At 70.6% G+C, this 23,087-nt stretch carries 24 protein-coding genes; 6 read left to right on the forward strand and 18 right to left on the reverse strand.

Annotated features, from left to right (window positions below):
- Window positions 1–70: 70 nt before the first annotated feature.
- Both R4I43_RS01295 and typA read right to left on the reverse strand, forming a co-directional pair.
- Window positions 71–1,822 (reverse strand): ABC transporter family substrate-binding protein, encoded by a 1,752-nt coding sequence (locus R4I43_RS01295; protein WP_324263606.1) that lies wholly within the window; start codon window positions 1,820–1,822, stop codon window positions 71–73.
- A gap of 342 nt (window positions 1,823–2,164) precedes the next feature.
- Window positions 2,165–4,078: a translational GTPase TypA gene (gene typA, locus R4I43_RS01300; protein WP_324263607.1), complete on the reverse strand. Its 1,914-nt coding sequence runs from the start codon at window positions 4,076–4,078 to the stop codon at window positions 2,165–2,167.
- A 350-nt stretch (window positions 4,079–4,428) separates the two neighbouring features.
- Here typA and R4I43_RS01305 point away from each other — a divergent pair, with 350 nt between their 5' ends.
- On the forward strand, window positions 4,429–4,599 hold the full coding sequence (locus R4I43_RS01305; protein ID WP_324263608.1) for a hypothetical protein: 171 nt from the start codon (window positions 4,429–4,431) through the stop codon (window positions 4,597–4,599).
- Between the two features lie 42 nt (window positions 4,600–4,641).
- Here R4I43_RS01305 and R4I43_RS01310 read toward each other — a convergent pair whose 3' ends face one another.
- From R4I43_RS01310 to R4I43_RS01325, 4 genes are all read right to left on the reverse strand, one after another.
- Window positions 4,642–4,953: a YciI family protein gene (locus R4I43_RS01310; protein WP_324263609.1), complete on the reverse strand. Its 312-nt coding sequence runs from the start codon at window positions 4,951–4,953 to the stop codon at window positions 4,642–4,644.
- A gap of 252 nt (window positions 4,954–5,205) precedes the next feature.
- Window positions 5,206–6,039: an NUDIX domain-containing protein gene (locus R4I43_RS01315; RefSeq protein WP_324263610.1), complete on the reverse strand. Its 834-nt coding sequence runs from the start codon at window positions 6,037–6,039 to the stop codon at window positions 5,206–5,208.
- Between the two features lie 21 nt (window positions 6,040–6,060).
- Window positions 6,061–7,383 carry a sensor histidine kinase gene (locus tag R4I43_RS01320; protein WP_324263611.1) on the reverse strand — a complete coding sequence of 441 codons (1,323 nt, stop codon included), beginning with the start codon at window positions 7,381–7,383 and terminating at the stop codon, window positions 6,061–6,063.
- Window positions 7,380–8,063 carry a response regulator transcription factor gene (locus tag R4I43_RS01325; RefSeq protein WP_324263612.1) on the reverse strand — a complete coding sequence of 228 codons (684 nt, stop codon included), beginning with the start codon at window positions 8,061–8,063 and terminating at the stop codon, window positions 7,380–7,382. Before R4I43_RS01325 ends, R4I43_RS01320 begins: the two co-directional genes overlap by 4 nt.
- A 131-nt stretch (window positions 8,064–8,194) precedes the next feature.
- Between R4I43_RS01325 and R4I43_RS01330 the strand changes: the two genes are divergently transcribed.
- Window positions 8,195–8,488 carry a 4a-hydroxytetrahydrobiopterin dehydratase gene (locus tag R4I43_RS01330; RefSeq protein WP_324263613.1) on the forward strand — a complete coding sequence of 98 codons (294 nt, stop codon included), beginning with the start codon at window positions 8,195–8,197 and terminating at the stop codon, window positions 8,486–8,488.
- Here the strand turns inward: R4I43_RS01330 and R4I43_RS01335 are convergent.
- The 5 genes from R4I43_RS01335 to R4I43_RS01355 all read right to left on the reverse strand — a co-directional run bounded on the left by R4I43_RS01335 (window position 8,485) and on the right by R4I43_RS01355 (window position 12,302).
- Entirely contained in the window at window positions 8,485–9,432 is a 948-nt protein-coding gene (locus R4I43_RS01335) for an FAD-dependent oxidoreductase (protein ID WP_324263614.1), read from the reverse strand. The two genes, R4I43_RS01330 and R4I43_RS01335, sit on opposite strands and share 4 nt — an antisense overlap.
- A gap of 52 nt (window positions 9,433–9,484) precedes the next feature.
- Window positions 9,485–9,679: a hypothetical protein gene (locus R4I43_RS01340; RefSeq protein ID WP_324263615.1), complete on the reverse strand. Its 195-nt coding sequence runs from the start codon at window positions 9,677–9,679 to the stop codon at window positions 9,485–9,487.
- A 154-nt stretch (window positions 9,680–9,833) separates the two neighbouring features.
- On the reverse strand, window positions 9,834–11,252 hold the full coding sequence (locus R4I43_RS01345; RefSeq protein WP_324263616.1) for an ATP-binding protein: 1,419 nt from the start codon (window positions 11,250–11,252) through the stop codon (window positions 9,834–9,836).
- 75 nt (window positions 11,253–11,327) lie between these two features.
- On the reverse strand, window positions 11,328–11,840 hold the full coding sequence (locus R4I43_RS01350) for a hypothetical protein (protein ID WP_324263617.1): 513 nt from the start codon (window positions 11,838–11,840) through the stop codon (window positions 11,328–11,330).
- A 75-nt stretch (window positions 11,841–11,915) separates the two neighbouring features.
- A complete protein-coding gene (locus R4I43_RS01355; RefSeq protein ID WP_324263618.1) occupies window positions 11,916–12,302 on the reverse strand; it encodes a VOC family protein in 387 nt (128 codons plus the stop codon).
- Between the two features lie 145 nt (window positions 12,303–12,447).
- Here R4I43_RS01355 and R4I43_RS01360 point away from each other — a divergent pair, with 145 nt between their 5' ends.
- The gene (locus R4I43_RS01360) at window positions 12,448–12,654 is read left to right on the forward strand and encodes a hypothetical protein (protein WP_324263619.1); all 207 of its coding nucleotides are present in this window, start codon (window positions 12,448–12,450) and stop codon (window positions 12,652–12,654) included.
- A gap of 66 nt (window positions 12,655–12,720) precedes the next feature.
- Here R4I43_RS01360 and R4I43_RS01365 read toward each other — a convergent pair whose 3' ends face one another.
- The gene (locus tag R4I43_RS01365) at window positions 12,721–13,470 is read right to left on the reverse strand and encodes a hypothetical protein (protein WP_324263620.1); all 750 of its coding nucleotides are present in this window, start codon (window positions 13,468–13,470) and stop codon (window positions 12,721–12,723) included.
- Window positions 13,471–13,872: 402 nt separating this feature from the next.
- On the reverse strand, window positions 13,873–14,049 hold the full coding sequence (locus tag R4I43_RS01370; RefSeq protein WP_324263621.1) for a hypothetical protein: 177 nt from the start codon (window positions 14,047–14,049) through the stop codon (window positions 13,873–13,875).
- A gap of 149 nt (window positions 14,050–14,198) precedes the next feature.
- Between R4I43_RS01370 and R4I43_RS01375 the strand changes: the two genes are divergently transcribed.
- Window positions 14,199–14,447: a GntR family transcriptional regulator gene (locus R4I43_RS01375; protein ID WP_324263622.1), complete on the forward strand. Its 249-nt coding sequence runs from the start codon at window positions 14,199–14,201 to the stop codon at window positions 14,445–14,447.
- Window positions 14,448–14,534: 87 nt separating this feature from the next.
- Here the strand turns inward: R4I43_RS01375 and R4I43_RS01380 are convergent, their stop codons facing one another.
- The 3 genes from R4I43_RS01380 to ychF all read right to left on the reverse strand — a co-directional run bounded on the left by R4I43_RS01380 (window position 14,535) and on the right by ychF (window position 16,726).
- Entirely contained in the window at window positions 14,535–14,885 is a 351-nt protein-coding gene (locus R4I43_RS01380) for a DUF1801 domain-containing protein (protein ID WP_324263623.1), read from the reverse strand.
- A gap of 238 nt (window positions 14,886–15,123) precedes the next feature.
- Entirely contained in the window at window positions 15,124–15,615 is a 492-nt protein-coding gene (locus tag R4I43_RS01385) for an SRPBCC family protein (protein WP_324263624.1), read from the reverse strand.
- 31 nt (window positions 15,616–15,646) lie between these two features.
- Window positions 15,647–16,726, reverse strand: coding sequence for a redox-regulated ATPase YchF (gene ychF / locus R4I43_RS01390; protein ID WP_324263625.1), 1,080 nt, complete (start codon window positions 16,724–16,726; stop codon window positions 15,647–15,649).
- Between the two features lie 106 nt (window positions 16,727–16,832).
- On the opposite strand from ychF, the gene R4I43_RS01395 reads away from it, so the two are divergent.
- Both R4I43_RS01395 and R4I43_RS01400 read left to right on the forward strand, forming a co-directional pair.
- Window positions 16,833–18,338: an AlkA N-terminal domain-containing protein gene (locus R4I43_RS01395; protein WP_324263626.1), complete on the forward strand. Its 1,506-nt coding sequence runs from the start codon at window positions 16,833–16,835 to the stop codon at window positions 18,336–18,338.
- Complete coding sequence (locus R4I43_RS01400) at window positions 18,332–18,835, forward strand: methylated-DNA--[protein]-cysteine S-methyltransferase (protein ID WP_324263853.1); 504 nt, start codon at window positions 18,332–18,334, stop codon at window positions 18,833–18,835. The genes R4I43_RS01395 and R4I43_RS01400 overlap by 7 nt, the downstream gene beginning before the upstream one ends.
- A 32-nt stretch (window positions 18,836–18,867) precedes the next feature.
- Here R4I43_RS01400 and R4I43_RS01405 read toward each other — a convergent pair whose 3' ends face one another.
- Window positions 18,868–21,822, reverse strand: a complete 2,955-nt coding sequence (locus R4I43_RS01405) for an SMC family ATPase (RefSeq protein ID WP_324263627.1) — start codon at window positions 21,820–21,822, stop codon at window positions 18,868–18,870.
- Window positions 21,819–23,003 (reverse strand): exonuclease SbcCD subunit D, encoded by a 1,185-nt coding sequence (locus tag R4I43_RS01410; RefSeq protein ID WP_324263628.1) that lies wholly within the window; start codon window positions 23,001–23,003, stop codon window positions 21,819–21,821. Before R4I43_RS01410 ends, R4I43_RS01405 begins: the two co-directional genes overlap by 4 nt.
- Between the last annotated feature and the right edge of the window lie 84 nt (window positions 23,004–23,087).

A 23,087-nucleotide genomic window follows, 5' to 3' on the forward strand; every position in this document is an offset into this window, starting at 1 on the left:
GCCGGTTTCTCTTTGCCCCGAGCAAGCAACTGGCACCGCAAAGCAATACGACCACGGATCAGATCAGCAATTAATAGCCGTCGTTTTCAGCCGGTGTTCCGAGCCACTCGGCCGCCGTGGAGAAGGGCCCGGCGAACCCGTGCCCCGGTTGGACCCCCTTGGCCTCCTTGCTCAGCGCCAGGACCTGGGCCTGCTGGTAGAGCGGCAGGGCGATCGCGTCCCGCCACAGCACCGATTCGACGTTGGCCGAGGCCTGCTGGAACGACAGCCGACCGCTCAGCACGGCGTCGATCGTGGGCTGCAGGAGCTCGTCGCAGAACCCGGCCGCGTTGTACGGCAGCGGCTGCTCGCTGTCGGAGTCCACTCCCGGGCAGCCGTAGGACGAGGCCATCGTCGCCGCCGGGTCGCCGCCCGCCGGACGCGGCGCGACGGCCATGTCGACGGTGCCCGAGGTCCCGGCCTCGGCCGAGTGCGGGTCGGTGGCGAGCATGTCGCCGAAGAGCTGGTCCCCGGTGGGCGTCACCACGGTGGCCTGGATGCCCTGGTCGCGCAGCTGCTTCGCGGCGGCCTCGGCGATGCTGATGTAGCCCTCGTGCTCGAACGGCGCGGCGATCACCAGGTTCAGCGGACGCCCGTCCCGGACCCACGAGCTGCCGCTGCGCTGGTATCCGGCCTCGGTCAGCAGCCGCTCGACCTGCGCTCGGTCGGGCTGCTTCGGCAACGCCCCGGCCGGTTCGGTCGGGGTGTAGCCGTGCTCGGACGGCGCGAGGACCTGCGCGTGCGCCTGCAGCTGGTCGCCGGGCCCGCCACCGGTTCCGGCCTCGATCAGCGCGGGGCGGTCCAGGGCGGCCAGCACGGCTTGCCGGACCTTGGTGTCGGCGAGGGCGCGGCTGTCCTGCCGCAGCAGCATCTCCATCGTCGCGGGGCGCGGCACCGTCATCAGCTGCACCTGATCGCCCAGGTCGTGCAGCGACTGGACGGTCCCGGCGTCGGGGCTGAACAGCGCCAGGTGGCTGTCGCCGCTGCGCAGCGCCTCGACCTGGCGCGGCTTGTCGAGCGCGCGCAGCACGATCCGCTCGGACTGCGCGGGCGGGCCCCAGTAGCGGTCGTTGCGCTCCAGGATGATCTCGCCGCGGTCCAGGTCGATCTGCCGGATCGCGAACGGCCCGCCCGAGGCCGGGTAGCCGTCGTCGAGGACGGTGGCCCAGCCGCGCGGGGCGGCGCGCAGCAGGTGCGCGGGCAGCAGGTTGTTGAACAGCGTCTGCCAGCCGGCGAAGGGCTGGCTGAAGGTGACGTCGACGGTCTTGCCGCCCTGCCGGGAGGCGACGTCCTCGATCAGCCGGTAACCGGCCGGGTCGGCCACACCGGGCTGGGAGCGCAGCTGTTCCCACAGGTAGACGAAGTCCTCGGCGGCGATGGGGGCGCCGTCGGACCAGCTGGCCTGCCGCTTGATCCGGTACCGGACGGTGAACTTCTCCGCGCCCGGGACGACCTCGGCGGACTCCATCAGATTCGCGTCCAGCTGCAACGCGCCGTCCGGGCCGGGCCGGAACACCGAGGGGAGCATGAGCCCGGCGAGAGCGGAGCTGGTCGGTGACAGGTCGGCCAGGGTGTGCGGGTTGAACCCGCCTTCGAGCTCGTCGACGCCGACGACGACCTCGATCGGCATCGGCTGCGCCGGGGTGCTGGTGGTGGGCGGGCTGGTCGTCGGGGCCGGCTCCACGAGCTGCGGCGGCGGTGCGTTGGTGCAGCCCGCGACCAGGCTGACGATGGCCACCAGCAGGGGAACCGCGCCGCGTGTGCGGCGTCGACCCTGGGACACGCCGAACCTCCCCTCACATCGGCCGCCGGAGGATCACCCCGGGGCGGGCATTCCGAGTCCGGACGGCTACATCCGAACGCAGGACGCGCGAGAGCCCCCTATGGTTCCGCAAGCGATCCGATGATCGTCACCGGGGTCGCCGACCCGTGCCGTCAGGCAAGCGCGAAGCCGCTTCCTCTCTACCCCACATGAGCAACTCGCACCGGTGGGGGTTCTGAGCGGGGCTGCGGCGAGCACGCCGCGACGCCGTGCATGGACATGCACCAGTCGTGGCGCGCGGAGTCCACAGCGCCGCTCAGGTTCCCCTGCTGGCACCGCCGAGCGGCGGGACCACCGACAGCTCTAGGCGTTGTCGCGGGCCTTCTGGCGGGAGCGCTCGCGGCCTCGGGTGGTGCTGTCCAAGGTGATCTTGCGGACGCGGATGGCTTCCGGACCGACCTCGACGCACTCGTCGCCGGAGCAGAACTCCAGGGCCTCCTCCAGCGAGAGGGTGCGCGGCTTGGCCAGCTTCTCCAGCTCATCGGCGGTCGAGGACCGCATGTTGGTGAGCTTCTTCTCCTTGGTGATGTTCACGTCGAGGTCCTCGGCGCGCGGGTTCTCGCCCACGACCATGCCCTCGTAGACCTCGCTGCCGGGCTGCACGAAGAACGAGCCGCGGTCGGCCAGCTGCAGCAGCGCGTAGTTGGTGGCCGGGCCGGAGCGGTCGGCGACCAACGAGCCGCTGTGCCGGGTGCGCAGTTCGCCCGCCCACGGGAAGTAGCCCTCGAAGACGTGGTTGGCGATGCCGGTGCCGCGCGTCTCGGTGAGGAACTCGGTGCGGAACCCGATCAGGCCGCGCGAGGGGATCACGTAGATCAGCTTGATGCGACCGGTGCCGTGCCCGTCCATCGTCTCCATGCGGCCCTTGCGACCGGCCAGCAGCTGGGTGACGGCGCCGAGGTGCTCCTCGGGTGCGTCGATGGTCAGCCGCTCGAACGGCTCGCACAGCTTGCCGTCGATGGTCTTGGTGACCACCTGCGGCTTGCCGACGGTCAGCTCGAAGCCCTCGCGGCGCATGTTCTCCACCAGGATCGCCAGCGCCAGCTCACCGCGGCCCTGGACCTCCCAGGCGTCGGGCTTCTCGGTCGGCAGCACCTTCATGCTGACGTTGCCGATCAGTTCGGAGTCCAGGCGGGCCTTGACCTGCCGGGCGGTGATCTTGGTGCCGCCGTTGCGGCCGGTCAGCGGCGAGGTGTTGACACCGATGGTCATCGAGATCGCCGGGTCGTCGACGGTGATCCGCGGCAGCGGCTTCGGGTTGTCCGGGTCGGTGAGGGTGTCGCCGATGGTGATGTCCGGAACGCCGGCGATGGCGACCAGGTCGCCCGCGGAGGCCTGCTCGGCCGGGACGCGGTCGAGGTTCTCGGTGATCAGCAGCTCGGTGAGGCGGACCTTCTCGACGCTGCCGTCCTCGCGGCACCAGCCGACGGTCTGGCCCTTGCGCATGGTGCCGGAGTGGATCCGGCACAGGCCGATGCGGCCCAGGAAGGACGAGGCGTCGAGGTTGGTGACCAGCGCGCTCAGCGGCGAGTCGTAGTCGGCGATCGGCGCGGGCACGTGCTCGAGCAGGACCTTGAACAGCGAGTCCAGGTTCTCCTCGGCGGGCAGCTCGCCGTCGACGGGCTGCTCCATCGAGGCGCGGCCGGCGCGGGCGGAGGCGTAGACGACCGGCAGGTCGAGGATGGCCTCCATGTCCAGCTCGACCTCGCCGTCGAGCTCGCTGGCGAGCTCCAGCAGCAGGTCGTGGGCCTCTTCGACGACCTCGGCGCAGCGCGCGTCGGGGCGGTCGACCTTGTTGACGACCAGGATCACCGGCAGCTTCGCGGCCAGCGCCTTGCGCAGCACGAAGCGGGTCTGCGGCAGCGGGCCTTCACTGGCGTCGACCAGCAGGGTCACGCCGTCGACCATCGACAGCGCGCGCTCGACCTCGCCGCCGAAGTCGGCGTGGCCGGGGGTGTCGACGACGTTGATGGTGACCGGGCCGTCTTCGGTCTCGCGACGGATCGCGGTGTTCTTGGCCAGGATCGTGATGCCCTTCTCACGCTCCAGGTCGTTGGAGTCCATCACGCGGTCGACGAGCTCGGCGCGTTCGGAGAAGGCCCCGGACTGGCGCAGCATCGCGTCGACCAGGGTGGTCTTGCCGTGGTCGACGTGCGCGACGATGGCTACGTTGCGCAGATCACTGCGCGTGGGGGCGGCGACGCTGGTGGCGGACACGCGGGTACTCCATGGCTCGGCGCGGAAAGGGCGCGGCGGTTCGTCGATGTGATGCACCGCTGGGCGATGGCACCGGATGCGGGTGTCCCGCACGGCGCCTGCTGACTTCCAGGCGCCGGCCGCGGCTCCACTGCGCCGCTGCTGCGGAGCTCATTTCGGGCGGCACCCCGCGGCTTGCGGGGGCGCTACGTCGACACGCGGCCGTCTCCAGCGTAGTGCAAGCACATCCGGGACCGGCGCGCACGTGCGCAGCGCAACAGCGAACAGCGGGCGAACATCAAGTTCGCCATGTCGGGTTAGGTTCACCTACCCTCGGCCACACCCCCGTACCCGCGCAAGAGAGAAGCACAGTGGGCAAAGGCACCATCAAGGTCAAGAAAAAATGTTGCCATTCGCAACCACCGTGCAAGAGCTGCCCGATCGTGGCGCTCAAGTCGCTGCTCCGCGAAGCCAAAGCGGACGAGGTCAAGAAAGCGCAGAAGAAGTCTTCGAAGAAGGCGAAGAAGAAGAACGCGAAGTGACCTCGCCGCGGCGCGCGCACCGCGGCGGAACCAGGCCTTCCGCTAGCTCTGCGCCGCCGTGGTCAACGGGTCGGCGTAGGACGCCAACTCGGGGATCGTGCGCAGCGCCTGGAACTCGATGACCTCGTAGCGGACCAGTTTGTGCAGCGCGAAGGGGTCGGTCGCCAGGATGGCGTCCAGCCTGCCGCGGGACATCGCCCGGGCGATGATCACCGCCCCGTTGCGCGGGTGCCGGTGACCGGCTGCGATGAAGTCGCCTGCGTCGTAATGCTGGGTGACCCATTCGTAGTGATCTACCAGTTGGGCGTCGATATCCGATTCGGGTGCGGTGTATTGCAGCAGCACTACAAACATTCTTTCAATGTAACTCCGCCACCACGCCTTTGCCGATCACGTTCAGCCGACATTTCCACCCAGCACAAGATCAGAAATTCGAAAATCAGACTCCCCGCCACACACCCCCCGAATCCCCTCGCCCGCCCAGCGCAACCCCCTCCGCGGAGGTCCCTGGAACAGGTGGAACCCGCTCCGCCTCTCGACGGGTTCCACGCAGGCGGATCCCTTCGAGACCGGCCTGTCGCTCTACCCCGCTGAGCGGCCGGGGCGCTAGTCCCTCAACAGCTCGCGCAGGGTGTGCAGGAGCACTCGGTCGGTTTCGAGCCAGTCGAGGGCGGGCAGTTCCGCGGCGCCCACCCACCGGACGTCGCGGTGCTCGACCGCCGTGGGCCGCTGGGCCGGGTCCTTGAGCTCCGCGGTGTGGATGCGCAGGAGCATGCCGTTGTCCAGGGGCACGTCGGTGCCGAGGCGGCCGGTGGGACGGACGTCGACGTCGAGCTCTTCGCGGCATTCGCGGACGACGGCCTCGGACTCGTCCTCGCCGGGTTCGACGCGTCCACCCGGGAGCTCCCACTGACCGGCGTGCGAGGCCGGGTAGCTGCGCTGCTGGGCCAGCAGCCGACCCCCGTGCACGATCGCGGCGCCCACGACGACCTCCCGGCTCGCCCAGGACTCGGCCAGTTCGCGGACGGCTCGGATGCGGGCGGCCAGCACGTCGAGCACCAACCGGCGGCCCAACGCGACATCCCCGATCCTGCCCAGCGGACCGAACGGGCTGGTCCACCGCACGGAGTCGGTGAGCAGCGTGCGCGGCCCGACCTGCGCCACGGCGGTGTCGTGCCGCAGCCGGGCCAGCGGACCCGAGACCAGGACCGAGCTCAGCCCGTCGGCGTCGGCGCGCACGATCCGGGTGGTCAGGGTGAACGCGGCGAGTCGGAACGCGAGCTCATCACCGGGCACCAGCAGCGAATCGGCGCTGGTCAACGCCCTGCCGCGCACGCCGAGCGCGGCGAGCCCGGTCTCGGCGGTGCGGGTGTGCCGCAGCGCGGCACCCACGGTGGCCATCGGTGCCTCGATCAGACCGGTACTGCGCAGAACCGCCACGCCCACGAATCTTGCCCGACGTCAGGGCGCGGCCGGCCAGCGGACCTCGATGCGCGCGCCACCCGCCGGTGACTCGGCCGCGTGCGCGGTCCCGCCGCGCCTGCGCACGGCCTCGGCCGCCAGCGCCAGCCCGAGACCGGCGCCGCCGGTGCTGCGGGCCCGGTCGGGTTCGACGCGGTAGAAGCGGTCGAACACGCGCGGCCGGTGCTCGGGCGGGATGCCGGGGCCGTCGTCGTCGACCACCAGCCGCACGCCCATCCCCGGCTCGGCCTGCACCGATGCCCGCACCAGCGTCCGGGTGTAGCGCAGGGCGTTGCCGATGATGTTCTCCAGCACGGTCGAGACCTCGGCGGGAGCGGCGAGCACGAGCACCGGTTCACCCGGCACGTCCAATTCCACGTCGCTGCCGAGCCGTTCGGCCACCGCGCGCACCGCCGCCGCCAGGTCCACCGGCTGGGTGGGCTCGACCTCGCGTTCCGCCCGGGCCAGCGCGAGCAGGCTCTCCACCAGCGTGGACAGCCGCTGCGCTTCGAGGGCGATGTCCTGCAGCGTCTCGTGCGCGATCTCCGGGTCGGGGTGCATGACCGCGACCTCGGCTTGCGCGCGGATCGAGGCGACGGGGTTGCGCAGCTCGTGCGCGGCGTCGCCGGTGAAGCGCCGCAGCCGCTCGGTGTCGGCGTCGCGGCGGGCGAGCATCTTGTTGAGCTCTTCGGCCAGCGCTCGGATCTCGTCAGCGGCCTCGGGCACCGGCAGCCGCTCGCCCTCGGGCAGCCCGGCGGCGGCGCTGCGGATCCGGTCCACCGGGCGCAGCGAGCGGTGCACGACGAGCCAGGTCGCGAAGCCGACCAGGGCCGCCGCCAGCACCGATCCGAAGCTGAGCAGCTTGCCGGTGCGCCCGGCGGTGTCGGCGAAACCGACCAGGCGCGCCTCGGCGGCCACCAGCAGATGACGCCCGGCGGGGTCGGTGACCGCGACGCCGCGCCAGCGGTGCAGCTCGGCGGGCGCCTCGAAGTCGAGGACTCCGCTGCCCGCGCTCAGCTCGACGATCTGCCACTCGCTCAGGTTCGCGCTGGGCAGCCCGTCCACCGGTGCTCCGGTCCGCTCCTCCAGCACGCGCACGTCCGGCCGTCCGACGATCGGCGCGCCCGCGGCGACCTGGTTCGCGGTGCCGCCCGCGATGCGCTTGAGGTCGGCGTCCACCGAGTCGATCAGCAGCCAGCTGACGATGCCCGCCCCGGCGTGCGCGACGACGCCGAGCCCGATCAGCGCGACGACGGTGGCCACGACGCTGGTGCGGAACTGGATGGTGCGGCGCTGCCACCAGCCGCGCAGCCTCCCGATCATGCGTCTGCGCACACCCTGTAGCCCTGCCCGCGCACGGTCTGCACGAGCTCACCGGCACCCACCGCGGACAGCTTCCGCCGCAGGTAGCCGACGTAGACCTCGACGACGTTGCGGGTGACGAACTGCTCCTCGCCCCACACCATGCGCAGCAGGTCGTCCTTGGGCACCACCGATTCGGGGTGGCTGGCCAGGGCGACGAGCAGCCCGAACTCGCGCGGCGAGAGCGTGACGGGATGACCGTCCCAGTGCACCTCGCGGTTGCTGCGGTCGATCTCCAGCGCCCCGACCCGCAGGCAGGCCTGCTGACCGGCGTTGTCGCGCCGCCGCAGCAGCGCCCGCACCTGGGCGACCAGCACCAGGAACGAGAAGGGCTTGACCAGGTAGCCGTCGGCTCCGAGGTCGAGCCCGTCGGCCTGGTCGACCTCTCCGCTCTTGGCCGAAATCAGCAGCACGGGGGTGGCCACGTCCTGCTCGCGCATCCGCTCCAGCACCCGGTAGCCGGACATGCCGGGCAGCATGACGTCGAGCAGCACGACGTCGAAGGCACCGGTCATGGCCAGCCGCAACGCCTCGGGCCCGTCCGCGGCGACGCTGACCTCCATGCCTTCCGCGGTCAGTCCGCGGCGCAGCGCGGCACGCACTCCCGGCTCGTCGTCGACCACCAGAACCCGAGGCAACATGATGTCCAGGATGCCGACCTCCACCCTGCCCGGGCATCAGGTCTCAGGCGCTTCTCACAGTGATCGACCGGATTCTCAGCTCGGTCTCAGAATGGACGGTCGATCCGCGCCGGCTCGTGCACCATGTGGGCATGACCGAACTCCTCACCGACGCGCAGATCTCCGAGGCCCTGGAACACCTGCCGGAGTGGCACCGGGACGGCGACAAGATCGTCCGCGAGGTCGACTTCCCCGGGTTCCCGCAGGCCATCCAGGCCGTCACGCGAATCGCCGAGATCGCCGAGAACGAGAACCACCACCCCGACATCGACATCCGCCACAAGAAGGTGACGTTCTCCCTGTCCACGCACTTCAAGGGCGGCATCACCGGCAACGACACGTCGCTGGCCCAGGAGATCGACACCGTCGTGGAGCAGTTCGCCTAGCCCTCGACGAGGTCGGCGACCTCGAAGGCGCAGCCCCAGGACAGCCCGATGCCGCAGCCGACGTGGCCGTAGTCGTGGATGATGCGCGCTCCTTCGTAGCGCTCGACCTCGACTCGCACCGACTCGCGGCCCGGCCGCAGCCCGACGGTCTCCTCGAGCACCTCGGCGTCGGCCAGCCGCGGTTCGAGTTCGGCGACCCGGCGGCGGATCCCGGCGCTGACCTCGGCGCGCGGTGTCCGCCGCCAGTCGTGCGCCACGGAGATGCCGCCGAGGACCACCCGGTCGCCGTGCGGCATCCACGAGGTGAACTCGCCGCCTTCGCTGAGCTCGATGAAGTACTCGTCGATCCCGGGGTTGCGCACCACGACGTGCTGCCCGAGCACCGGGAACACGCCGGGGTCGCCGACGAGCTCGTGCGCGCCCACACCGGTGCAGTTGATGACGGTGTCGGACTCAGCTGCGGCGTCGGCCAGCGAGGAGACCGGGCTCAGCTGGATCTCTCCCCCGGCCGCCTGGAAGCGCTCGACGAGGTGGTCGAGGTAGCGGGGCATGTCGATCAGCGGAACGGTTCCCCGGTAGCCCCAGACGAATCCGCCCGGCAGGTCGTCCTCACCGCATCGCCGCAGGTCGGAGATGAGCTTGGTCTCCGGCGGGACCACGTCGCCGAGGTCGTAGCGGGCCGCCATCCGGCCGGAGGCCAGGTGCACCCCGGTGTTCTCGTCGCGCGCCAGCGCGGTGAACTCGGCGTGCGAGAGGGTCGCCCAGTACAGGACTCGTTCGGGTGGTTTGAGCCGCGCCGGGCCCCACATCGCCCCGGCGACCGCCGAGGTCGTCTCCCGCGGCCGCTCGGCGGTGCGGATCAGCACCTGCCTACCTGCTTCGGCGAGCACGACGCCGCAGGTCAGGCCGTGCACTCCCGCACCGATCACGAGCACCGGACTCACCCGTCCGACGCTATCAGCCTCGCGGCCGCGCGGAACCCGAGAAGTTCCCGGTTCACTCGTAGTCGCGGAGTTGTTCGGCCAGTTCGGTCAACACGTCGGCGAGTCTGTGCCGTTCGGTTCGGGAGACCTCGCCCCTGGGCAGCCGGAACGCCACCCGGTCGAGCTCCCACTGCGCTTCCCGCAGCACCACGGCGAAGTTCGCCGATCGGCACATCGGTCGGCCGATCCTCCGGTTCTCCTCGATCATCACCCTCACCCGTCCCCAACATCGGTCGCACCACGATGCTGCAGGTCAGCAGGGGTGTTTCAGCAGCGTTGAAGAACGCCTCCGCGCTGAGTAGATGTACGCCGGCCCCCTCCCCCAATTCCGCCGAGCCCGGAAGGACCAACCCGCGAACCACCTAGAGCGGCCAGGCGTTCAACAGATCGGCGGGTCCGTAGCAGGCATCGAGACCTGAACAGTCCACACCGCTGCGCGAGACGGCCAGGAGCGGAACCGGTTCATCGGTGAGCGCTGCGCGATGGCGGTGGAGGGCCGCCAAGTCGCGCTGGTCGAAGGGAGATCGTTCGAGCCACTTGATGGAGCCGACGAAGCGCAGTTCCTTGGCGATCGGCGCTCGGTCCGCCCCGACGATGTCGATCTCGACGCTGTTGCTGCGGGTCCAGTACCCGCCCACTGCTGGTGCTTCCGGCAGCTTGTCGTCGGGCAGTATCCGGGCGAGCGCCTCGCGGATGAGGGGCTCGATGGCCCGCCCGCGCCAGCTGGTCCAGGCGTCCCGGATCCGCGCCAGGGTTAGGTCTCCTCTCCCCCGCTCGATCTCCCCGATGTACGGGCCGACGAGGTGCAGCCAGAACCGCAGGTACGAGTCCGTCACCCGGTATCGACGTTCCTTCGAGGGACGGGTTGACAGAGGCTCGTCACCGGCGACGATCCGCTTATCGACGAGGATCTCCAGGGACCGCTGCAGCGATGTGGCCGCGATCCCTCCAGCTGCTCGGGCGATGTTGGTGAAGGTCCGCTCGCCGCTGCCGATCGCTGCCAGCACTCTCCGCGGCTGAGCATTCGGCGGGAATTCGGCGGCCAATGACCGCTCCGCCGACACCAGCAGTGGCGAGACGGGATCGTTCAGCGCCTCGTCGAGGAAGTCCCACAGACTTGCGCCGCGCGGCCAGTCAGCGCAGATCAGCGGCAGCCCTCCGGTGACGAGCGCGGCATCGAACGCTTCCGCCGCCTCCAGCCCCAACATGCACCCAACCTCGGCTGGGTTCAGCGGCCCCAGCACCATCTCCCGGCCGCGCTGGTGGAAGGGCCGTCCGTAGCTGTTGAGCGCCTCCATCATCGAAAGGTCCGAGCCGATGAGGATCAGCAGCACTGGCTTCGTTTCCAGAGCTCGGTCCCAGGCCCGCTGGAGCATCCCCTCGAAAGCGCCACCTTCGTCCATGAGGTACGGCACCTCGTCGATGACCAGCACGCTCGGCTGGTCCGTCGGCAGCGCTGCGGCGAGCACGTCGAAGGCGGCATCCCAGTTCTGCGGCTGCGCGGCCGACATCAGACGCGCTAGCGGCAGGTTCGATGCCTGAGCATCCTGAGCAAGCCGCGCTAGATCATCCGCAGCGGAGGCTCCAGTTGCCGCGTAGAACAAGAACGGGACCCCTGAGCGCTCCGCGAAGCGCTCGACCAGGCGTGATTTGCCCACGCGGCGCCGCCCGCGCAACATCACGCACCTGCCGGGCCGCTCCCCGCCGGCCTCTGCGGAGACCTTCTGCAGCTCGCGCTCCAACGTGGCGAGCTCGTCCCGCCGACCGACGAATTCCACCATCCGCAGCACCCTTCGAAGTTAGTATCACAGATGATACTATCATCAATGTTAGTAACTTCGGTGATCGTTTCGGCCTCAGCGGGGGCCGCGTTCGTGGAGGGCTTCGCCGAGGACGCGGATGGCTTTCGGGCCCACTCCGTGCAGGGCGAGGAGGTCGTCGTCGGTCCAGGTCGCGAGCTGGGCGAGGTGGGTGATCCCGGCGGCGCGCAGGGCTCTGGTCGCAGGTCGGCCGATCGAGGTGGGCAGGTCCGAGTCGGCGGGCTCGGCTTCGCGGGCTCGGACCAGGCGCTGGGGCGCGCGGCAGCGCCAGGCCAGCCGGATGAGCTCGTTGAGGTCCTTGCCGTTGATCTCCGCCAGGGGCACCGCGATCCCGAACGGCTTGCCCGCCCGCGCCAAGCGCTCCCCCGGAACCTTCGCCAGGAAGGCCTCCGCATCGGCGTCGGTGAGCCACACCTGCACGACACCGTCCTCGGTCAACGACGCGAAACCCCTGCCGCGCACCGAGAACGACACCATCCCGGAGCGGCTCCCCTCCTCCACCTCGGGCAACCCCAACGCCGCCTTCCGCAGCTGCGCCTTCGACGTCATCACCGCTCCCTCCGCACGCCCGTCGACGTCCGATCTCACCCCGGGGCGATGACGGTTTCAACCGGAACTGCGGCCTCACCGAGCAGGTGTCTTCAGCCCGATCCGGTGGCCGTCGGGGTCGAGGACGATGGCGAAGCGCTGACCCCACGGCATGTCCGCCGGCCGCTTGACGACGCTCGTGCCGAGCTCCTCGACCGTGGCGTCGAGGGTGTCCGCGGAGTCGAGTTCGAGGTCCAGCTGCGGGCCTCCCGCCGACGGCTGCGGAGCGCTCTCGTCCCACCACGACGCGAACTCCGTCGAGTGCAGCCCGACCGCGATGCCGGTGTTGCTGGACACCCACGCCTCGGCCGATCCTGCACCGCGCCTGTTGCGGGGGCGGAAGGTGATCCCCAGCCGCTCGTAGAACTCCCGGCTGCGTTCGAGGTCCGCGACGACGAGGTTGACCTGAACCACGGCGGTCATGCTCACCACTCCTCCGAGCCCGAGATCGCCCCCGAAAAGGGTGACACTCGAACGTATTGCCCGCGCTCGCCCAGGTTGCCCGGGACGCTGCTGCTCGTAGGGTCCCCACCGGTCCGCTCGATCGACTTTTGGGAGGGCATTTCCCATGGGAGACCTCGCCGGCAAGCTGGACAAGTCCTACGAAGGCCAGACCATCGCGGAGCTGGCTGACGCACCGGTGGCCGCCCTGAAGGGCGTCAGCGACTCCGACGCCGAACAGCTCAAGTCGGCCTTCGGCATCAAGACCGTACGCGACCTCGGCACCAACAAGTACTTCCTCTGGGCGCAGTCGATCGCGAAGCTCGCCGAGTAACCGAGTTGCGGAAATGCCCGGGCCCGACGAGTTGGGCCCGGGCACCCGCATGGCAGCGAGCTCGGCTCACTCGCCGGTGTAGTTCTCCGGGCCGATCTCGGTGACGGCCGCATCCGCGGCCGCGTCGGTGGCGGTCTCGGTGCTGGGCGACGAACTCAGGTTCACGTACAGGGCGACGGCGTGGACCACGTACCGGTGGTCGTAGCTGACGTAGCTCTCGGTCCGCGCCCGCTCGTAGCCGTCGCAGGCGTCGCTTCCGCGCCCTCGGTTCGGGCACCAGATGCCGAAGTCCCACGAGCCGTCGGCGACGATGCGCTCCTTGACCGCCTTCGCCGTCGACATGTCGTCGAAGCGGATGACCTGGACGGACACGAGAACGTCGGCGTCCTCCGAGACGTCGCCGGACTTCAGGTAGTTCCCGGTGACGGTCAGATCGCAGTCGTAGCTGCGCAGCTCGCGCTGAACGTTGTCGGACATGTGCGAAGCGTCGGTGCAGCCGTGCACCCCCGACGCGACGCGGGTGTAGCCGACGCCGCGCTCGTCCTCGAAGTCGTCGGGCAGCAGCGCATCGGCCGTGAACGGAGTTTCGTCGGTGGCCGAGTCGTCCGGCGACGCGGTCTTCGTCGGCCTGGTGGTGGACGTGCGCGTCGGCCTGTAGGTGGCGCTGGGTTCGTCGTCCTCGCTGCTCACCGAGGCTCTCGACGGCTCGGCGGACGAGGAGGCGCTGCCGCCGCCCAGAGCGTTGTCGAGCGCGTTGCCCAGCTGCCCGATGTTGGCGAACCCCAGGAAGCTGAGGAGGGTGACCACCGAACCCACGGCTCCGATGATCGCGACCCATGTGGGCGTGTCCGAACCTCTCGAACCCGACGGCTCGTTGTTGTCGTCCTCCGGCAACGCCCCTCACTCCCGCCCAACCCAAAACCGACGGCACACCGCCGTTCTCGGCAGACGCTAGAACAACTCAACGGCGAAAACAGGCGTTTACCCCAAGATCAGCCACTCGGACGCTCCCAGCCCGAGGGCTGGGTGTGCCCGATTACCGCCGTAATCCGGCCCCCGATTACGGCGGTAATCAGGCACACCCGAACCGCCTGAGACTCAAGTCCGTTCCCCAACCCCGGGGTTGGGGCGGTCCTGGATCTTCTGGTTCCGTCACGGATCCGAGTGGGGTTCGTGGTGAATCGCGGAATCCGCTTGCGGTTGGGTGTGTTGTGCAGGTCAGGCCGTCTGGGGTGCACTCTCGGGGGCGTGGGGTGAGCGTCCGATGCGTTGGGCGATGCGCCAAGCGGCGAGGACGTGCGGGTGGGTGATCTCGACGTGACACGTCATGGCGTCGAGGCCCATGTCGCCGCAATCCACCAGGACTCGTCCGCACCGCTCTCCGCTACCGGACACGTCCACCACTCTCGATCATCGAACAACACCACCTCCAAGTCGATCGAACACCCGCCGATCGCGAGAGCCACCATGCGGAGGACTACGGCAGTCTACTGCGGTCTTATGTCATCCAGCAGGCTTAACTGCAGTGAAAGACAGTTGTCCGCATGTGGGACAGCCGAGCTGATCGGATCGAACGGGACGGACCGGTCACCGTCTGGCAGCAGATCGCGGACGACCTCCGGGCGGACATCGAATCCGGCGAGCTCGCCGCCGGCAGCCGACTCCCCTCCGGCACCGAACTCGCGGACATCTACCAGGTGGCCACCGTGACCGCGGTCAAGGCGGTCAAGGCCCTGGAAACCGACGGCCTGGTGATCAGGACCCAAGGCCGAGGCACCTTCGTCCGCAAGTAGCGTCTCGGCCTGTGCCGGCCTCGCAACGCAGGTGCCCCAAGCGCGGTGCAGGGCATCCGACCGTGGCCGGATGCCCTGGTGCGTGCGTCAGGCGACGGCCGCTCGCACGATCTCGGCGACTCGAACTTCGGTCGCGTCATCGAGATCGTCGAAGAACCAGGCGCACGGGATCAGCAGGCCGCGGCCGCTCGCGGGGGACAGCGCCGCCTTCTCGCTCACCCCGAGAGACATCAGCTCGTCGTTCCGGAAGAACACGAGGACGGGGCTGCTCGCCGACTTCGCGTAGCCGGGCATGCCGTACCAGATCCGCGGTTTGAGGTCAGGGGCTGCTTCGAGGATCACCTCGTGCATCCGCTGCATGACGGAACGCCGAGGCTCGTCCGCCTGGGCGATCTTGCCGAGGACCTGCTCGAGGTTCTTCTCGTCCTTGGGAGACATGGCCATGTCCTTTCATCGGCCGATCCGGGATCGGCATGCAGGTTTGCGCGCGAAGAGCGCGGCACCCCACTGGGACATGGCCTGGTAGATCAGACCTCTCCGCAATGATTCAGGTGTCGAACCACCTGGAAGTGCGTCGTGCGACGGAACCCGCCGCACGAACGAGAATACCAATGCCCGCACTCGAACAGCGGGCCCGCAGGTCGCCCAGCGTTTCAGCGGAGAAGACCACCGAAGATCAGCTCTCCACCGCGCGGACGTCGGTACCGCGCTCGGCGAAGGCCTTGAAGTCTTCCAAGTGCTGCTGTGACTGCTTGCGGAAGGCACCCCGCATGAAGGGGCTCAGCAGTCGCATCAGCAGGCTGTCGAACCGGTACTCGTTCTCGCTCTCCCAGAGCGTTGCCCCCGGACCGGCTTCGGTGAACCGGTCGCGGGTGGCGCTCCACATTCCCTGGGCGACGATCTCGCGCTCGTAGTGCACGACGCCGTCATTCGGGATGCGGTGCAGGTCCGCCGGCTCCCGGCGGGTGATGGTCTCGGTGCACTCCATCTCCTGCTTCCCCATCCGCAGCACGACCCGCGAGACGGTTCCGACGTGCCCGTGCACCCCGCTCACCGGCTCGTGCAGCACCAGACCCCGCAACCACTTCGGCAGGTGCGCGGGGTCGGCGAGCAGCTGAACGACCTCTTCGCGCGGCAGGGCGATCGCGATGGAGTCGGTGATCTTCACGGCACCTCCAGCTCGCCCCGCCCGAAGCGGCTCAGACGTTGAAGCGGAACTCCACGACGTCTCCGTCGGTCATGATGTAGTCCTTGCCCTCCATGCGGACCTTGCCCGCGGACTTGGCTTCGGACATGGAGCCGGCGGCCATCAGGTCGTCGTAGGAGACGATCTCGGCCTTGATGAAGCCGCGCTCGAAGTCGGTGTGGATGACGCCCGCGGCCTGCGGGGCGGTCGCGCCCTGCGGGATCGTCCAGGCGCGGGCCTCCTTCGGGCCCGCCGTGAGGTAGGTCTGCAGGCCGAGGGTGTGGAACCCGGCGCGGGCGAGGGCGTTGAGGCCCGGCTCGTCCTGGCCGATGGTCTCCAGCAGCTCGCGCTGCGACTCCTCGTCGAGCTCCTTGAGCTCGGCCTCCACCTTGGCGTCCAGGAACACCGCGTCGGCCGCGGCGACCAGCTCGCGCAGCTCCTTCTGCTTGGCCTCGTCGGCCAGCACGCCCTCGTCCGCGTTGAACACGTACAGGAACGGCTTGGTCGTCAGCAGGTTGAGTTCGCGCAGGTCAGCGTCGTCCTTGCCGATCCCGGCGGCGAACAGCGTCTTGCCGTCCTCCAGGATCGTCTGGGCCTTCTTGACGGCCTCCAGCGCGGGACGCTTGTCCTTGTTCGTCCGGGCTTCCTTCTCCAGCCGCGGCAGCGCCTTCTCCAGCGTCTGCAGGTCGGCGAGGATCAGCTCGGTGTTGATCGTCTCGATGTCGCTGGACGGGTCGATGCGGCCGTCCACGTGCACCACGTCCGGGTCGTCGAAGACGCGGATGACCTGGCAGATCGCGTCGGCCTCGCGGATGTTGGCGAGGAACTTGTTGCCCAGGCCCTGCCCCTCGGAGGCGCCCTTGACCAGGCCCGCGATGTCGACGAACGACACGGTCGCGGGCACCGTCTTGGCCGAGTCGAACACCTCGGCCAGCTTGTCCAGCCGGACGTCCGGCAGCGGCACCACGCCGACGTTGGGCTCGATGGTGGCGAACGGGTAGTTCGCCGCGAGCGCGTCGTTGCTGGTCAGCGCGTTGAACAGGGTGGACTTGCCGACGTTGGGCAGACCGACGATTCCGAGGGTGAGACTCACGCCTTGGGAGTTTAGGGGTTCCGCCCGCAGCTCATCGGGCCCGGTGGTGCTCGCCATGTCCGATTCCCGCTAGTAACCGCACCCCCGCGCTGGGAGCATCGAGGTCGTGCTGGTGGGAACAGAGGACGCCTTCAGGGCCGTGGCCGCGCGTGACGCGCGGTTCGACGGCACCTTCATCCACGCCGTGCGGTCGACCGGCATCTACTGCCGACCGTCCTGCCCGGCGCGCACGCCCAAGCGCAGCAACAGCGAGTTCTACCCGACGGCCGCCGCAGCGCAGGCCGCCGGCTACCGGGCGTGCCGCCGCTGCCTGCCCGACGCGGTGCCCGGATCCCCCGAGTGGGACCTGCGGGCCGACCTCGCCGGGCGGGCGATGCGGCTGATCAGCGACGGAGTGGTGGACCGCTGCGGGGTGCAGGGACTGGCCGACAAGCTCGGCTACTCGGAGCGGCACCTGACCCGGGTGCTCACCGCGGAGCTCGGAGCGGGTCCGCTGGGGCTGGCCCGGGCCAACCGGGCGCACTCCGCGCGGGTGCTGATCGAGACCACCGACATCCCGTTCAGCGATGTCGCGTTCGCGGCCGGGTTCGCGAGCCTGCGGCAGTTCAACGACACGATGCGCGAGGTCTTCGGCCGCACCCCCACCGAACTGCGCGGGCAGAAGCGCGGCGCGCGCAGCGGTGCCGGAACGGTGCAGCTGCGGCTGCCGTTCCGAACGCCCTGCGACACCGCCGGTGTGCTGCGGTTCCTGCAGCGGAGGGCGCTGGCCGGCATCGAGGAGTGCGCCGACGGGGCGTACTCGCGGTCGCTGCGGCTCCCGCACGGCACCGGCATCGCGACGCTGCGAACTGCGGACAAGCACATCTCCTGCACGTTGCGGCTCACCGACCTGCGCGACCTCGGCAGCGCCGTGGCCCGGCTGCGGCGGCTGCTGGACCTCGACGCCGACCCGGTCGCGATCGGCGAAGCGCTCGGCTCCGACCCGCTGCTGCGGGCCTCGGTCCAGCGCTCCCCCGGCGTCCGCGTGCCGGGCGCGGTGGACGGGCTGGAGATCGTGGTGCGGGCGGTGGTCGGCCAGCAGATCTCCGTCGCCGCCGCACGCGCCACGACCGAGCGGCTGGTCACCGAGCTCGGCGCCGAACTGCCCCACCCCGACGGCGGGGTGACCCGGCTGTTCCCCACCGCCGAAGTGCTCGCCGAGCACGCGGTCACGGCCCTGCCGGGCCCCCGCCGACGTGCGGAAACCGTGCGGGACGTGGCGGCCGCGGTCGCCGAGGGGCGGCTCGCACTGCACCCCGGTCGCGACGAGGCGGAACTGCGCGACGACCTGGAGCGCATCCGGGGCGTGGGGCCGTGGACATCGAGCTACGTGGTGATGCGCGTCCTCGGGGCGCCCGATGTGCTGCTTTCCGGTGATTTCGCGCTGAGGCGGGGCGCGGGACTGCTAGGAATCCCGGAAGAACCCACCGCCCTGCTGGCGCACGCCAGGCGCTGGAGCCCGTGGCGCTCCTACGCCGGCGTGCTGCTGTGGGAGACCGCGAGCAGCGGGCCACCTGCGCGGCCCGACGACGTGACACGGCAGGAATCCTTCGAGCTCTTGGAGAAATCGTGATCAAGTGGTCCACTGTGGAAACTCCCGCGGGCCCGTTCTGCGCGGTGGTCGACGCCGACGGCGTCGTGCTCGCCTCCGGCTGGACGGCCTTCACCGACGACCTGCTGCCGCAGGTGGCGCCGTCGCTGATGTTCGAAACCCTGGTGGAGGCCGACGACCTCGGCCCGGTCACCAAGGCGATCGTCGCCTACCACGAAGGTGATCTGGAGGCGATCGACGACATCCCGGTGCACCAGCAGTCCGGCCCGTACCTGCAGCACGCGTGGAAGGTGCTGCGCACCGTGACTCCCGGGAAGCTGGTCAGCTACTCCGAATTCGCCGGTCTCACCGGCAAGCCCCGCGCCGTCCGCGCCGCGGCCACGGCCTGCTCCCGCAACGCGGCGGCGCTGTTCGTGCCCTGCCACCGCATCGTGCGCAGCGACGGCTCCGTCGGCGAGTTCCGCTGGGGCTCCGACCGCAAGCAGTGGCTCCTGGAGCACGAACGCCGCCACTCCTGAACCGGGGCGAAACCGCGGTACTCCCCCCGAGGTCAGGAGGTGGAGAGTTCGAGGCTCGAGCCGTGGCGGGACTTGCGGACCCGGAGGCGGACGGCGATGCGCTGGCGCATCTCCTCGACGTGGGAGACCAGGCCGACGACGCGACCACCGGCGCGGAGCTCGTCGAGGGTGTCCATGACCAGGTCCAACGCGTCGGCGTCGAGCGTGCCGAAGCCCTCGTCGATGAACAGGGTGTCCAGCAGCGCGCCACCAGTCTCGGCCGCGACGACGTCCGCCAGGCCCAGCGCCAGTGACAGCGACGCCAGGAACGACTCGCCACCGGAGAGGGTCTTGGCCGGGCGGACCTTGCCCGAGTAGTCGTCGAGCACGTCCAAGCCGAGACCGCCGCGGGTGCCGCGCGCGCCCGCGGCGTCGGAGTGCACGAACGAGTAGCGGCCGTCGCTCATCCGCTGCAGGCGGCGGGTGGCCGCGATCGCGACCTCCTCCAACCGGGCGGCCAGGACGTAGGCGCGCAGCGACATCTTGCGCGCGTTCTGACCACGCCCGTTGACCACGTCGGCCAGCGCCTCCAGCTCGGCGTGCTCGGCCATCGCCGGCCCCAGCTGCGCCCACGCGGCGCGGAGCCGTTCGCCGAGGTCGGAGAGCTCGGTGTGCCGCTGCTCGGCGCGGTGGGCCAGCGCCGCCGCGCGCTCGGCGGCCTCGCGGGCCGTGGTCGCCGCCTCCGACGCCTGCTCCAGCCGGACCTCGGTGTCCGGGTCCACGCCGAACAGGTCCGCGCTGGCCAGCGCGTCACGGGCGCCCGCTGCGCGGCGGTCGACCTCGGCGAGGGACTCCTCCAGCTCGGCGAGGCGCTGCTCGTCGCGCTCGGCGGCGATGGCCTCGTCGACACCGGCGAAACCCGCTGCGGTGGCGGCTTCGGCGAGCCCGGCGCGGGTTTCGGCGAGGCGCTGCTGCGCGTCGTCGCGGGCGGTGCGGGCGGCGATGAGCCGTTCCAGCCTGTCGGCGATGTCGAGCAGGTGCGCGCGGCGGTCGGCGATGCTGTCGAAATCGCCTCGCCCGTCCCGCAATCGGGCCTCGCGCTCCTCGATCGCCGTGGTGAGCGCGGTGTTCTCGCTGCGCGCAGCGGCGATTCCGGTGCGCAGCGCGGAGATCTGCTCGCCGAGCTCGTCGGTCGCCGACTCCAACTTGGCGAGCTCGGACTCGCGCCGGGCGAGGTCGGCGGCGGTCTCGCTGAGCCGGTTCTGCTCGGCGCGCAGCTGCTCCAGCTCGTCGGCGAGTTCGGGTTCGGTGTGCTCGCCGAGGCGTTCGCGCAGGTTGGCGAGCTGCTGCTCGGCCTGTTGGGCCGCCGTGGTGGCGCGCTCCCGCGCGGCCTGGGCGCGCTGCTCGGCTGTCTGGGCGAGCTCCTCGTCCTCGGCGCGCACCTGGTCGTCGACGGGCTGCTTCGGCGCCGGGTGCTCGGCCGAGCCGCACACCGGGCAGGGCTCGCCGTCGCCGAGGTTGGTGGCGAGTTCGGCGGCCATGCCCGCCAGCCGCCGGGCGCGCAGGTCCTGCAGCTGGTCGCGGGCCTGCTGGTGGGCGTCGACGGCCTGCTGCGCGTTGCCCTTGGCGGTCTCCAGTTCCCGCTGCGCAGCGGGGATCTCGCGCGCGGTGGTCAGCAGTGCGGCGACCTCGGACCCCCGGGTGCGCACGGTGTCCAGGCGCAGTTCGGCGTGCTTGGCCTCCTCGACGCGGGTGCGGGCCGCGGTGATGCGGTCCGGCAGGCCGTCGCGCTGCGCGGCGAGTTCGGTCTCGCGACGCTCGTCGGCGGTGATCTTGGCGATGAGCTCGGCGAGCTTGCGGCGGTCGGATTCCTGCTGCTGCGCTTCGGGGATCAGCTGCGCGAGCGCTCCGGCCCGCTCCCGCTCGGCGCCCGCGCGGGAGCGCAACTCGTCCAGCGGCGCCTCGGGATCGACCTCGCAGCGGGAGGCCCAGGTGGCGACCTCGGCCTGGGCGCGGTCGCGTTCCTGCTCGGCGCGTTCGGCGGCGCGGCGGGCGGTGATGACCGGGATCGCGCTGGTGGCGGCGGCGCGTTCGGCGCGCCAGGCCTCGTGCTCGGCCCGCTTGGCGTCGATCTCGGCGAGCGCGGCGTTGGCCTGGCGGACGCGCCGGACCTTCTCGGCGAGCTCGCGCCGCTCGGTCAGCCTCGCCTCGGCCTGGTCGCGCTCCCGGCGCAGCCGGGTGTGCTCGGCGCGGGTGTTCTCCAGCTCGCGCAGGGCCTGCTTCTGGATGTCCTCCAGCCAGTTCTCGTCGCCGACCTCGGAGGACTGCGGGACGCCGGAGACCTGCGAGATGCGCGCGTTGAGCTCGCGGACCTGCTGCGACTGCGCCTCCACCTCGCGCCAGCGCTCCCGGCGGCGCTCGACGAACCAGCGCTCGACCTCGCCGAACCGCTCGGTGCCGAACAGCCGCTCCAGCAGCTTCTCGCGCTCGCCGGTGTCGGCGCGCAGGAACTTCGCGAACTCGCCCTGCGGCAGCATCACGACCTGGAAGAACTGCTCGACGCTCATGCCCAGCAGCCGCTGCACCGTGCGGCCGACCTCGTCGATGCGGGTCAGGCCCTCCGGGGACTGCCCGTCGGGGGTCGTTCCGATCCAGGTCAGCGAGGCCTTGGCCTGCTGGGTGGTGTAGCCCTCGCCGCGCTTCTTCGGGCGCTGGTACTCGGGGCTGCGCTCCAGCCGCAACCGCTGGCCCTGGATCGTCAGCTCCAGCACGGCGCGGGTGTTGACCTCGGCGTCGGCGGTGTCGCAGCGCAACCGCTTGGCGTCGTTGCGCGCGCCCGGAACGGCGCCGTAGAGGGCGAAGGCGATGGCGTCGAGCAGCGTGGTCTTGCCCGCGCCGGTGTCGCCGTGCAGCAGGAAGAGGCCGTCGGCACCGAGCTGGTCGAAGTCCACCACCTGGTGGTCGCGGTAGGGGCCGAAGGCGGTGACTTCCAGGCTGTGCAGCCTCATTCGGCCCCCTCGGCGCCGGTGACCGCGTGCAGCGCCTCGTCGAGCAGCGCCCGTTCGGAGTCGTTGGGTTCGGCGCCCCGGCAGTCCTCGACGAACCGGGCGGCCAGGGAGTTGTCGTCGCGACCGCGGACGATCTCGGCGTAGCGCAGCGGAGCGGTGGCCTTGCCCGTCGCGGGCTTCCACTCCAGGTGCACCGCGTGCGGGAAGCGCTCCTGCAGGCGGCGCATCGCCTCCAGCGGGCGGACCTCGTCGGTCAGGGTCGCCGAGACGTAGCAGTCCTCGGCCTCGGCGTGCTCGGGCCCGTGCAGCAGGTCGTCGAGCTCGCCCTCGATGGTGGCCAGCTGTCGCGGGACCGGCAGCTCGTGGCGCCGCACCTCGGCGAGCCCGTCGGCGTCGAGGTCGACCAGCCACACCGATTTGCGGTGCCTGGCCTCGGAGAACGAGTAGGCCAGCGGACTCCCGGAGTAGCGCAGGTGCTCGGCGAGCGTCTGCGGGCCGTGCAGGTGGCCGAGCGCGACGTAGTCGGCGCCGTCGAAGACCGAGCCGGGCACCTGCTCGACGCCGCCGACGGCGATGGTGCGCTCGGACTCGCTGCCCTCCCCGCCGGTGACGAAGGCGTGCGCGAGCACCACCGACCGAGTCCCTCGTGGACGGTCGGCGAGGTCGGCGCGGACGCGGTTCATCGCCTCGGTGAGAACGGCCGTGTGACCGCGACTTTCGACCTCGGCGTTGGCCCCGGGCACGTCGGCGCTGGCCTGCAGGGCGTGCTTGGCTGGGTCGGGTTCGAGGTAGGGGAGGCCGTAGAAGGCGACCGGGCCGTGCTCGTCGTCGATGAGCACCGGCTCGTGCAGCCGGTCGACGCGGGTGCGCAGGTGCAGGCCGCCCGCTGCGGCGAAGTCGGCGAACGCGCCGACGCGCGGCGCGGAATCGTGGTTGCCGGAGGTGATCACCAGCTGCGCGCCGGCCTCGCGGATCCGGGAGAGCACCCGCACGCACGTCTGCACCGCTTCTCCGGAGGGCACCGCGCGGTCGTAGAGATCACCGGCGACCACCACGACGTCCACCTGCTCCTCGGTCACCAGCTCGGCCAGTCCGCCGAGCACGGCTTCTTGATCTCCGAGCAGGTCACGGCCGTGGAACGTCCGCCCCACGTGCCAGTCCGAGGTGTGCAGTACCCGCATGCCCCCAAAGCTAGCGGCGGTCCGATCTAGCCGGTCCGACCCCCCAGGCCACTTCGGCGTGTCGCACACCCCCACCCCGATGTG

The organism is Saccharopolyspora mangrovi (assembly GCF_035320975.1).
Lineage (GTDB): Bacteria > Actinomycetota > Actinomycetes > Mycobacteriales > Pseudonocardiaceae > Saccharopolyspora > Saccharopolyspora mangrovi.

Coding starts and splice junctions, on each gene's coding strand:
- R4I43_RS01310 (WP_324263609.1), bottom strand. CDS start 4,953: ATGTTTGTAGTGCTGCTGCAATACACCGCACCCGAATCGGATATCGAC.
- R4I43_RS01320 (WP_324263611.1), bottom strand. CDS start 7,383: ATGATCGGGAGGCTGCGCGGCTGGTGGCAGCGCCGCACCATCCAGTTC.
- R4I43_RS01325 (WP_324263612.1), bottom strand. CDS start 8,063: ATGTTGCCTCGGGTTCTGGTGGTCGACGACGAGCCGGGAGTGCGTGCC.
- R4I43_RS01330 (WP_324263613.1), top strand. CDS start 8,195: ATGACCGAACTCCTCACCGACGCGCAGATCTCCGAGGCCCTGGAACAC.
- R4I43_RS01340 (WP_324263615.1), bottom strand. CDS start 9,679: ATGATCGAGGAGAACCGGAGGATCGGCCGACCGATGTGCCGATCGGCG.
- R4I43_RS01345 (WP_324263616.1), bottom strand. CDS start 11,252: ATGGTGGAATTCGTCGGTCGGCGGGACGAGCTCGCCACGTTGGAGCGC.
- R4I43_RS01350 (WP_324263617.1), bottom strand. CDS start 11,840: ATGACGTCGAAGGCGCAGCTGCGGAAGGCGGCGTTGGGGTTGCCCGAG.
- R4I43_RS01355 (WP_324263618.1), bottom strand. CDS start 12,302: ATGACCGCCGTGGTTCAGGTCAACCTCGTCGTCGCGGACCTCGAACGC.
- R4I43_RS01360 (WP_324263619.1), top strand. CDS start 12,448: ATGGGAGACCTCGCCGGCAAGCTGGACAAGTCCTACGAAGGCCAGACC.
- R4I43_RS01375 (WP_324263622.1), top strand. CDS start 14,199: ATGTGGGACAGCCGAGCTGATCGGATCGAACGGGACGGACCGGTCACC.
- R4I43_RS01380 (WP_324263623.1), bottom strand. CDS start 14,885: ATGTCTCCCAAGGACGAGAAGAACCTCGAGCAGGTCCTCGGCAAGATC.
- R4I43_RS01405 (WP_324263627.1), bottom strand. CDS start 21,822: ATGAGGCTGCACAGCCTGGAAGTCACCGCCTTCGGCCCCTACCGCGAC.
- R4I43_RS01410 (WP_324263628.1), bottom strand. CDS start 23,003: ATGCGGGTACTGCACACCTCGGACTGGCACGTGGGGCGGACGTTCCAC.